The sequence below is a fragment of the Ruegeria sp. BHSB064 genome, from assembly GCF_059613205.1.
This window is the reverse complement of the sequence record NZ_JBXWSB010000140.1, coordinates 1-10356: the sequence shown is the minus strand read 5'-3', so window position 1 is coordinate 10356 and position 10356 is coordinate 1. Positions and strand designations below refer to the sequence as shown.

10 protein-coding genes and 1 pseudogene are annotated in these 10356 nt (G+C 53.0%); 3 read left to right on the top strand and 8 right to left on the bottom strand.

The window, feature by feature from the left end:
• A pseudogene (locus AC2FNU_RS21555) lies at positions 1-98 on the top strand (IS5/IS1182 family transposase); the annotation flags it as partial.
• Between the two features lie 245 nt (positions 99-343).
• Here the strand turns inward: AC2FNU_RS21555 and AC2FNU_RS21550 are convergent.
• Positions 344-760 carry a VOC family protein gene (locus AC2FNU_RS21550; RefSeq protein ID WP_480810083.1) on the bottom strand — a complete coding sequence of 139 codons (417 nt, stop codon included), beginning with the start codon at positions 758-760 and terminating at the stop codon, positions 344-346.
• A gap of 71 nt (positions 761-831) precedes the next feature.
• The gene (locus AC2FNU_RS21545; RefSeq protein ID WP_496792322.1) at positions 832-2064 is read right to left on the bottom strand and encodes an MFS transporter; all 1233 of its coding nucleotides are present in this window, start codon (positions 2062-2064) and stop codon (positions 832-834) included.
• 137 nt (positions 2065-2201) lie between these two features.
• Between AC2FNU_RS21545 and AC2FNU_RS21540 the strand changes: the two genes are divergently transcribed.
• Entirely contained in the window at positions 2202-2966 is a 765-nt protein-coding gene (locus AC2FNU_RS21540; protein ID WP_496792320.1) for an AraC family transcriptional regulator, read from the top strand.
• A gap of 507 nt (positions 2967-3473) precedes the next feature.
• Here AC2FNU_RS21540 and AC2FNU_RS21535 read toward each other — a convergent pair.
• From AC2FNU_RS21535 to AC2FNU_RS21510, 6 genes are all read right to left on the bottom strand, one after another.
• Positions 3474-5414: an ankyrin repeat domain-containing protein gene (locus AC2FNU_RS21535; RefSeq protein ID WP_496792319.1), complete on the bottom strand. Its 1941-nt coding sequence runs from the start codon at positions 5412-5414 to the stop codon at positions 3474-3476.
• A gap of 51 nt (positions 5415-5465) precedes the next feature.
• Complete coding sequence (locus AC2FNU_RS21530; protein ID WP_496792317.1) at positions 5466-6926, bottom strand: hypothetical protein; 1461 nt, start codon at positions 6924-6926, stop codon at positions 5466-5468.
• A 608-nt stretch (positions 6927-7534) separates the two neighbouring features.
• Positions 7535-7876: an antibiotic biosynthesis monooxygenase gene (locus AC2FNU_RS21525; RefSeq protein ID WP_496792315.1), complete on the bottom strand. Its 342-nt coding sequence runs from the start codon at positions 7874-7876 to the stop codon at positions 7535-7537.
• Positions 7877-8158: 282 nt separating this feature from the next.
• Complete coding sequence (locus AC2FNU_RS21520) at positions 8159-8542, bottom strand: VOC family protein (RefSeq protein ID WP_496792325.1); 384 nt, start codon at positions 8540-8542, stop codon at positions 8159-8161.
• Positions 8543-8664: 122 nt separating this feature from the next.
• Complete coding sequence (locus AC2FNU_RS21515) at positions 8665-9057, bottom strand: hypothetical protein (protein ID WP_496792314.1); 393 nt, start codon at positions 9055-9057, stop codon at positions 8665-8667.
• Positions 9054-9305: a hypothetical protein gene (locus AC2FNU_RS21510; RefSeq protein ID WP_496792313.1), complete on the bottom strand. Its 252-nt coding sequence runs from the start codon at positions 9303-9305 to the stop codon at positions 9054-9056. Before AC2FNU_RS21510 ends, AC2FNU_RS21515 begins: the two co-directional genes overlap by 4 nt.
• A gap of 99 nt (positions 9306-9404) precedes the next feature.
• Between AC2FNU_RS21510 and AC2FNU_RS21505 the strand changes: the two genes are divergently transcribed.
• A complete protein-coding gene (locus AC2FNU_RS21505) occupies positions 9405-10043 on the top strand; it encodes a LysE family translocator (RefSeq protein ID WP_496792311.1) in 639 nt (212 codons plus the stop codon).
• The last annotated feature ends 313 nt before the right edge of the window (positions 10044-10356 follow it).

The following is a 10356-nucleotide window of genomic DNA, read 5'->3' as shown; positions in this document are numbered from 1 at the left end:
TGAAGGATTGGCGGCGTGTAGCAACCCGCTATGACAGGTGCCCCAAGGTCTTCTTGTCCGCCGTCGCACTCGCAGCGCTCGTCATATACTGGCTATGAGTCCTGACCCTAGGCATGGGGCTTCCACATCAAGCGCCATTGCTGGATCGTCGGTCGCTGGCTTAACGAAGCGGCGCTCTCAACTGTGTTAGTGAATGCTTTGCCGTTCGATCTGTTTGGCAGGTTTAGCTCTCCCGGAGGAGCAGCGACGCCTCGGTTTCTGCCGACCGTGCAATGTAGATAGCAAACGATGCGACCGAGGCCAAGGCCATCGTTGTTTTGCTCGCCCAACCAGACAGTTTCCGTCATCCGTCTCTTCCTGGTTCGCTCTGATCGCTGGAGAATAATGCGATCTTGTTGCCTTGAGGATCGCGCAGGTAGCCGACAAAAAAGTTCGGTCCGTAGGCCTCTCTGAAGCCCGGCGCTCCATCGTCTCTTCCACCCGCCTCAAGTGCAGCGGCATGAAGATCACGAACCTGTTGTTGGCTGCGTGCCTCGAACGCGACCATCGTGCCATTTCCCGTTGATGCGGGCTGCCGGTCGAAAGGAGATTTGACATAGAACTCAGGGAGGTTTGGCGCCTGCCCCGGCTTTGTAGGAAGCGCATAGCTCAGGTCACCGTGATAGTGTTCCAGCTGATATCCGAGATCTGGCAGAAACGCGGAGTAGAAGCGTTCCGCGCGCTTCATGTCATCGGCACCGAGTGTGATGTAGGCAATCATAGTTAAGCATCCTTGTGATTTGTTCCCATTCGTCGCTTGGCGCGTTTAGTCGCGGCGGTTCGCGCATTAGACTATAGAAACCAGTATCGCCGTGCATGTTCGGCCTTAGCCTCTTCGATAGTCATGCGATTTCTACCAAGCGGATCAATTGATGGAAGATCATTGGGTCGTGCTGAAGCGGGCAGAGTGCCGATGGCAAGAACGGCCGCACCGCCGGCAAGCGCCGCAGAAAGGCCAAACATGGCACCCCAGGATATGCCAGCGACGATCCCGGCCAAAACCGCTCCAAACGCGCCTACCCCGTCCAGCAAAGTGAACGCGAAACCCAGCGTCGTACTTTCGTTGCGATCCGAGTGATCAACTGTAGCTGCCAGCATTGTCGCTCGAACTGCGTCCAGCGAAGCGACCCCAAAGGCCATCAGGGCTATCATGATCCAGAACGGAGGCTCGAACACCAGTACACCGATAGCCAAGGCAGCAAAGCCGTTTCCAGTTGCGAGGATCGAGAAGCGGTTGAACTTGTCAGAAATTGATCCGACCAACGGTTGGGCGAGCGCCCCGGACACAAGCATAGCTGCGAAGATGCCCCCTATCATACTGGGTGCAAGTGCGTGAACCGTCGCCAAGTAGAGTGGGATCATGCTTAGCAGAGCGATCAATGCCATATTGTAGAGCGAGACCATGGCAACAAGGCGGATCCCCTTTCGACTGCGCCACGTCTTCAGAAGCAGTAAGAGCTCCTTGCGATTGATACGCAAAGTTTCGGAGGCAGGAACCGCCCGTGCGACCCACAAAAAGCACACGCCAACCAAAGCGGTTGGAAGCACGGAAAGCGCCAAAGCAACGGGCCAATCGAGGGCCGACAGAAGCAACCCGATCGACAGTGGCGCGAAGACCTCCGCAAAGGATCCTCCAACGGCATGCACTCCCAAGGCGCGGGCGCGTGTCGCCTTGTTGGTGCTCGTCAATATTCCAGTTGCGATCGGATGCCAGGCCGCGTTGCCCATACCAGCGAGCGCCAGAAGGATAGCAAGGCTCCAAAATCCTGGCGCCGCTGCTGCGAGAACATATCCCACGACGACCCAGAGAAAGGTGCCGACAAGAAGACGACCGCGGTTCGAAACCCAATCTGCGATGAGGCCTGCTGGCAGGTAGGCCAAAGCGCCGCCAATGCTGAACAGCGTAAACAGTAGACCGACCTCAGCGGGGGAAAAGCCCATGTGTAGACCAGCAGCCGGCACGATCAACCATAGCGCTGCAATTGGCCAGTCGATGGCGAAGTGTCCCGCGGCGAACCAGGCCATTAGGGATCGTTCTGTCATGGTGCCTAACCCATTGAGTGCGAAACTTCAGGCACGGTGCCCGACTGATTGGCGATTGTTAGCGAAGGGTGATATGTCTGTCTGTCGACAGGGAGACGATTGTTATCGAGGATTCGTCAATGAAGGACAGCAAGCCGACAGCACCTGATCGACCCCGCTATCTCGGGGAAACGATTGAGCCAGCGTCAGGCGAATGCTACGACTGGCATTCCCACGATTTTGGTCAACTCATCTCCGCGGCCTCGGGGTCGATGTATGTCGGAACCCCGGACCGGGTCCTGCTGCTCAGTCCAGCTATGGCGATCTGGATTCCCCCGGACAAAGAACATTGGATGCGCTATGGGGCGAACAACGTCATGCACTATGTCGATGTCAATCGCGAAGAAGCAGAGTGGCTTGGGCCAGATTGCCGGGTCGTGGCCATGACACCACTTCTGGATGCATTGTTTGTTGCGGCGATGCCAGAAGCTACAAGCACACGAACAGTTAAGCACAACACAGCGCTGCAGACCTTGCTTCGACACGAGCTACTCGCAGCGAAGGACGTGTCGCTCTCACTTGTTTTGCCGAAAGATGCGCGGCTACTCGGCGTCGCGCGTGATGCCCTCAACGACCCAGGCAGAATTCGCTCAGTCGAAGCTTGGTTGTCAGGCGTCTCCGCGAGCAGAAAGACCGTCGAACGACTGTTCATCGCTGAAACAGGCATGCCACCGTCGAAATGGTTGCGCCATGCACGGGTCTTGCATGCCGTATCGCTGCTCGCAGCGGGTAAGAGCGTAACCTCGGTTGCCTTCGATATGGGATACGAATCTATGAGCGCGTTCAGCTATATGTTCCGACAAACTCTAGGCGTTAGTCCGAGGGAGGTTTTAAGGAGCCGGTAGGTTGTACCAAAAGGGTCAGATGTTTTCTGCGGCCCTTAGCTGCCCTTGAACGCGGATAGACGATGCTGCAGCCGCAGCCCGCATTGCCGCCATTCGCTGCGACGAAAAATCCAGATCGGCCCGAACAAACGCATCGCGGACAGACCCGCCTTTTGTCCATACGGCTAATGCTCCCGCAGAAACCCCTCGCATCAGCGGCGGTGGATATTTTGCGATGCGGCGGATTTCACCAAAGCGGCCATTCAACTGGGCGACTTACGCCAAAATCTAAACTGACCTTTCGCTGTAAGCGGCGCCGATCATCGAGGAGCTGACATTGTCACCGTCCACTTTTTTGGCCCGAAGGACAGGATATCAAACCTATACGGGCCTTCATCAATGAGGCTTTCAACTATCGAGATACGCAACAGGCGGGCCGCCATTAACAATTGAAAACACCTTCAGACGACTGATTTAGTATTCGATGCATCTGCGCCAGTCATTAAAGGAGGAGAGCAGATTCGGCTGTCACAGGTCGGCCCAAATCACACTTTGCTTTCCGTCCGCCGAAAGTCCCACCAACTTGTTTTCGCATGTGTCTTCGCGAAGCACCGTATCGCCCCGGTACACCATTTCAAACTCAAAGAAATTCGAACACTCTTTCCACAAAAAAACATACTGATGCTGCTCGCCAACACGGAAAGAGAAATATTTCAGGTTCGGTCCAACTCCAGGTTCCTCTACTCTTCTGTAGCCACAAACATAAGTTGCCGGTCCAGACTGCGTACCCGTTTGACGCAGGCTTTCAATTCGTCGCGAGCCATCCTTCTTAGCGTAGATAACAGTGCCAAAGGGCAATGTAATTTTCAATCGCCCATTCATCCCTTGTTGGGAAATTTCATTTCGAACATTTGCATGAGGGGAGCTTTCCAGAGCCTTTTTCATGTACTCGTCGTTTGCAATCAAATCAGCGGCAGCAGAGCAAAAGTTTAATCCTATTTCCCTAAAAACATCACTCATTGTGCGATGATATGCATAAAGCCCAGCCCGAGTTCCGCTTCCCGGTATTCCATCTATCTTCCCTTGGTAGAGATCATATTTTTTCAATTCGATTTGAATCTTTTTCCAACCGTCGATCGACATATCCGGTTGCAAGAGATTTTGAACACTTGGACGCGCTTGTATCGCCAACGAGGCGAACCGCGAGGGTGAAACACTGTTTTCCGGCAACAGATCCGCATTGGTGTTTTTCGTTGAAAAGCCGAATTTGTTTGGGTTTTCAGGAACGCCGCCTTTGTTGACAAGCGCCTCAATAACACCCCTAGAAGCATTCATGGACAAGGCAATCAGCAAAGGTGTATTTCCGTCGGTATCTGCCAGCCTGAAATAGCTTCGCGGCGACTCCACCGATTTCGACAAGACTTCGATGGTGGCTATTGCATCGGACTCGGCGCCTCGCTGCATGGCCGCATACATCAATGGTGTCCAGCCATTGTTGCCGAAATACAGAGGATCCGCACCTAAAGAAATCAACTGTTCCACCATGTCGGGATCGTTAATTTCAGCAGCAAAAAGAAGCAGATTGTTCAGGGTAGAGGCATAGTTTTCTGCCTGCAGACGTTTTTCCGACGGGTTATCCGCTGAACCGACCAAGTCCTCAAACGCTTTCACATTGTTGGAGGAATACACGGCCCCATTTGCTTTGAGAATTTCAGCAGCTTCTTGATTACCGAACACTTCGGCAACTTGAAGCGGTGTCCACCCAAATACTTCGTCTTTTATGTTCAGATCGGCATTTCGCAAGACAAACAACTCTACTTGGTTCGGCTTGCCAACGGCCGCCGCCACATGAAGCAAGGCCAACCCACCTTCATATTCAATGAACGTGTCGACCAATCCCAGATGATGTCGCCGGAGCTTGCCTTGGGATACCAATTCAAGAAGTTCCGTCTCCTTTGAATTTGACCCGTAAGAATTCGCCCCGAGTGCTATTTTTCCAAGAAAGTGCGCGGTGTGGTCTTCTTTACTTTGATCAACCGAAAGATCGGATGTTTCTTCTGTTCCCGAAAGCTCCAAAGCATAAGACAGTGTCGTCCCGTCTTTGCTTACCCGTTCAGGGTCTGCGCCCACGTCAAGTAAGTATTGAACAGTCTCCATATGTCCTGCTGCGGCGGCTTCCAGCAATGGAGTTCGTACTTCATCCGAAGTCCTTGCGTCTGCGTCCACCCCAATAGAAATCAGATGCGAGACATAGCTTGTTTTCCCATTTTTTGCCGCCTGCATCAAAAGCCGCGACAGCTGCTCATTTTTTGATGGCACTCCATCGAGCGCCTCAACAAACCCTTGGTAATCGTCCAGTTCCAAGTAAAGAAATGCCGCATCATGCGACCCTTCGCTGTTCTGTGCCTTAAGGTCGCTCGGGCAGTGAATGACCATAAAACTCAATATCGCAGCTACTCTGACAAACATCACTTATCCCATGTTTTCCACGCGTTGCTGAGTTCAGTACGCGCCAAGGGTTCATTCCAACTCATAACTGCCCGCTTCCCAATCCAGTGGAAAGTTTGGCGCCGGGGGAATGCTAATTGCGCAAAACAAGACTATGCGCCTTCCCCCCCTCGTCTGCGAGAAAACGTCGCCGTGCCCCCGTATGCACGAGGCTTTCTCGGCCTCTCTGGTTCCTGAATATTGTTTGATGAAGAAAACGTCTCGAAGTCCGGGTATCCCGTATGATGCAATTTGGCAGGCAGCTTCGACGGTATCGCAACAAATTCGCGTCCGACTTGGGTCCGCGCTGTCCTTCTCGTAACACCCGTTCGGAAAATAAACGGTACCAACTTTACCACTCGACTTGGTCGATGGTTGAGGTTTGCTTTGCGGAACAGATTTGACTGACTGACTGGATGCGACCTGTCTTGCACCGGTGCCCAATTGGCCTTTTCGGAATTTTCCTTGAACACCGGCGAGGGTTTCCTTCATATTTCTGGCAAGTTCAGCTTCTGACCATTCAACGCGGTCATTTTTCCCATCGTTTTCAGTTGCCGGCTCGGGCATATTTGACATCGATTGCAGCACTTCTGCTCGGGTCAGCCCGCCGGAAACATCAAGGGTCCCATTGGCGGCCAACGTCACCAGATTAGGCATCAGATCCTGCACATCGTCTTCCGATGCGAACTGTTCCAAAAACAGCCCCTGGTATTCCAGGTCAGCAGCGCTGTCTGCAATTTCGTACAAATCGTAATACTCTTGCGGCAAACCCAATCCGCGGATTGATGGAACAGGGGATGTGCTTGAATATGCTTGGTTTGCCTGCGTTACAAGCGCATCTATCATGGCGTCATTAAGGATGCCCTGAGCTTGCAACCTCATTATCGCCGCATCAGTTAAGTTGTTGGAGAGGTTGTAGGCAAATGAGTTGTATGGCCGGGCGAGCCCTGCTCCTGTCGCCACGGCGCCCGGTACACTCAGACCTTTCGCTGATGAACGAGTGAGGAATTCTTCCGATGCGCCCATAGCTTGATTCAGCAACGACTTTGCGGCTACGGCTCGGCATTTTTTGCTAAACTCGTCTTTAACTTCATCGATTAAACAGGATTTGTTGGCTAATGAAGCGCAGTTTGGATAAGCGGTCAGGGTCGGACTGCCGCAAATATCAACGACCCTTGCCTTGGACAGGCTGAAATCCTCGCTGACCCAGTGAGATCTCTGACAAGATTGCAACTCTGTATTTGCGACTTTCTTCCTGTCAATGAGTTGCCGAATTCCCTCGGAGCAATCCCCGAAATCATCGACAAACAAGTTAATTGATGTTGCGTTGGAACCATCGCCTAGGCGAAAAAATGAAACCCATTCACCAGCCGTAACTGCGGTTGGCGCAAATGCTATTGCCATCGCGAAAATGCGAGCCAGTTTCAATTGTCTCATTCCTGCAACATACTCGAACTGCTTTTTGAGAGCAAAAGTTTGTGCAAATGTAGGCATCCATCAACTATCGCCCAGTGTTTCCGTAAGCAGTTTTTCTGGTCAATGATTTTGGCCAGCAAGGTAATGCAGCGAGTTTTTTGTTCCAGCGTCTCGACGATTCGGCCGCGCACTGAATACCGCGAAGTCCGCTTTGCTGCGTTGCTGTATCTAAGGGGCGCACCTACATGGGCAATGTTCTTAAGGGGACTAGCGGATAGTGTGTTGCAATCTGGTGCAGCAGCCTGTCGAGCGAAACCGTGTTGGTAGCTACCGCTTTGTCCGCGCCTCGCTCATTGCCTGACGAAATTTCGCTGCGCCCGGCACGAATGGCCGCTCTTTACGCCTCATTGCCGTGTTCAAGATGATGCCTGCGCGGCAAAATCTGTGCTGCGAGCACGCGCAGCGAAAAAGTCGATGGCCGGGTTGGGCTCGGAGCTGCCGTTTTCTGCGGTAGTCACAATTGACCGCAGTCAGCCCAATTCGGACCTTCACCAACAGGTCATGCGCCAGCACGCAGCTTCACCAAACTGTACCTTCACGGTACAGCGAAAAACCCACCCTGTCGGACCATCGCGGTAGGGACTTTGTAGAAACTAGTATGTCCCAGTACTGCCCGCCTATGTCTCCTAGGCAAGGTCCAAATGCCAGCCCTGCCCCACATCGATATGGCGGATAGAGCACTCTTCAATAAGCTCTTCATAGCCTGGGGGAAGGAAGGACTCTTGCCATGTTTCTCCGAACCGCGCTTGCACCGCTTTGATGTCGCGCCATACCGATGTAAAGACGACATAATCGTCATCCATGCCGACACCGTGGCCGAAGAAATAACCCAAGTTCCCGGGGTGCCCGTGCACAACTTCCGCGGAAGTCACCCCGAATTTCGCAATCAGTTCACCCGCTCGGCCAGGCTTAGTTTGGACTTGGAACAACCTCAGTATTGGCCCGGAACTTGCTGATCCATCATTCATTTCGGCCTCCAATCTGGCGTTTCTTTCAGAACGGCATTCACCGTGTCTCGGGCTTGCACCACCGTCAAGGACCGGCCCATAAGAGACATTCATCTTGCTCTTCTACCGCTGCGATGCGGCCCGTCAGAGGAGACATTCGCCGCGGGTGCGAAATCCAGGGTAGCGTGAACTCACAGATCGCAGGGCTTAGCTGCCGTTGGCTGTATGGCGGCTTTTCACGAGCATAGTTTGGAGGGCATAGACCGCAGCCCGTCGGAAACTCAATAATTCATCCGGTCTTTGTCAATCATCGCGCCCGGGTTCGCTGGAATTGCTGGAAAAAAGGGCAATCTTGTTGCCTTGCGGGTCACGCAGGTATGCGACGAAAAAGTTTGGGCCATAGGCCTGACGAAAACCCGGCTGACCTTCGTCAGCTCCGCCCGCTGCCAATGCGGCTGCATGGAGGTCACGGACCTGTTTCTGGCTGCGCGCTTCGAAGGCGACCATCGTTCCATTCCCCGCTGACGCAGGCTGTCCGTCGAATGGGGCTTTCACATAGAACTCTGGCAGGTACGGCCGCTGTCCCGGTTCGACGGGCAACGCATAGCTCAGATCACCGTGATACCGTTCTAACCGGTAACCGAGGTCCGGAAGAAATGCCGAATAAAAGCGCTCGGCACGCTGTATGTCGTCAACGCCAAATGTGACCTATGCTATCATGCCTGAAGTGCCTCTCAGTTTGGCGCCAGACCATTCCAGCGATCAAAGTCACGATGCAAAATACTTTGCCAACTCGCGCTTTTTGCTGACTAAGCGACTTCCGGTAGAAGAAAAATTTCACGCGCTACGTCCGCGTGAAGCCGTTCGCTGTCATACCATTTCATCAACACATCCTTCGACATCAAGTCCGTGTTGCTGCGAACAAAAGCATCGAAATCGAGGCTAGGACAGGTGATCAATCTCTCTGCAATCAGGCTCATGAAGGCATAGGTGATCGTGAGGTTGAACTTCTGTGGCGCTCCAGCTTTTGCAGCGAGTGTTCTAATGCCCTTCGCGTAGATGGCTGAAGCATCAATGAAGTCGTACTTCGACAGCAGATCGAAAGCGACACGAACGTGGTCAGCATGATGAAACGCCGTGTTGTCGATTTCATGCGCTTCGAAAGCGATTGTGACAGGGGCAAGGTCACGTATCTCGCTCATTCCTCTTCCTCTTTTAACGAGTGGCTGTCCCGTGCGCTCAGATCGAGATCGTAGACTGACTTAAGCTGTGCGATCTTTTCAATCGTCTCTGGCGAAAACGGAGATCTGTTTTCAAAGCTGTGCAAGGCGATCCCCTCTACCAAGTCACCCAATGTCATATCCAGATGTTCAGCAGTTGCTTTGAGAACCTTGAGCAGCCGCTTTTCGATCCGCAAACCTGTTTGGGTACGTTCAATCTTTCTTGTCATATCGATATCTATGTACCAAGGTACCATAAAAGTCAAAGTCCAAAATTGAGTAAGGCAAAACTAGTAGCGTGAACGGAGCAATGGAATGGATCAAAAGGTTTGATTGACTGGACTGGGTTGGCAGCAGTTTTCGCTGCGTTCTTCATCGTTGCAGCGTCGCCGGGGCCGGCGACATTGGCGCTCAGTGCCGTTTCTGCCGCCTCTGGTCGCAAATGCGGCATGATCTTTGGCGCAGGTCTGTCGATTGGTCTCTCGTTTTGGGGGTTCATCGCGGCGACAGGTCTTGGGGCAATTCTTCAGGCATCAACTTCCTTTTTGATGGCAGTGAAGATTGCGGGAGGCACCTATCTGCTTTGGGTCGCGTATGGATCAGCACGTGCTGCAGTGCGTGCAGTTCCTGAAAAGCTCGCACCAAGCGAAATTGCTGAGCCTTCAAAGAAAGGCTTACTGGTGAAGGGAGTGATGCTCAACTTGTCCAATCCCAAAGCGGTTGTAGCTTGGATGGCGGCACTGTCGGTTGGCCTCGGAGATGAAGGCACTTCGATCAACCTTCTGTTGGGGACTGTGGGATGTGCCTTCGTTGGATTTCTCGTTTACGCGGCCTATGCGGCCGCTTTTTCGCTTTCCGTCGTGATGGAGTGGTACATGAAGTTACGTCGTTGGGTCGATGGCGTGGTTTCGGCTCTGTTCGCCATAGCGGGGCTCACACTGATCCAGTCAGCTTTTGCGAGAACATGACAGTTTGCAAGGGTATTGATAAGCGGCCCATTGCGGACTTTCGCCATACTAATAGTTGCTGCAGTGCAGCTTCTCCAGAGCGGACTTTGCACGCTCTTTGGTAGAGGAAGCAGCTGTTTCAGCTTGTCATTTTGCTCAACAGGACAAGTACGTCGGACCGGAACAGGTACATCACGACTCCGATCAGCGCTGTAAGGGCAATTGAACGGCCTCATCTGACTGGTCCAATTTGATTGTTAGTGCATCATCGGCCTTTGATCCATCGGGATGATGGTTTCGGGTGCTGGCGCGCGATAGCCCAGTGCACTGTGGG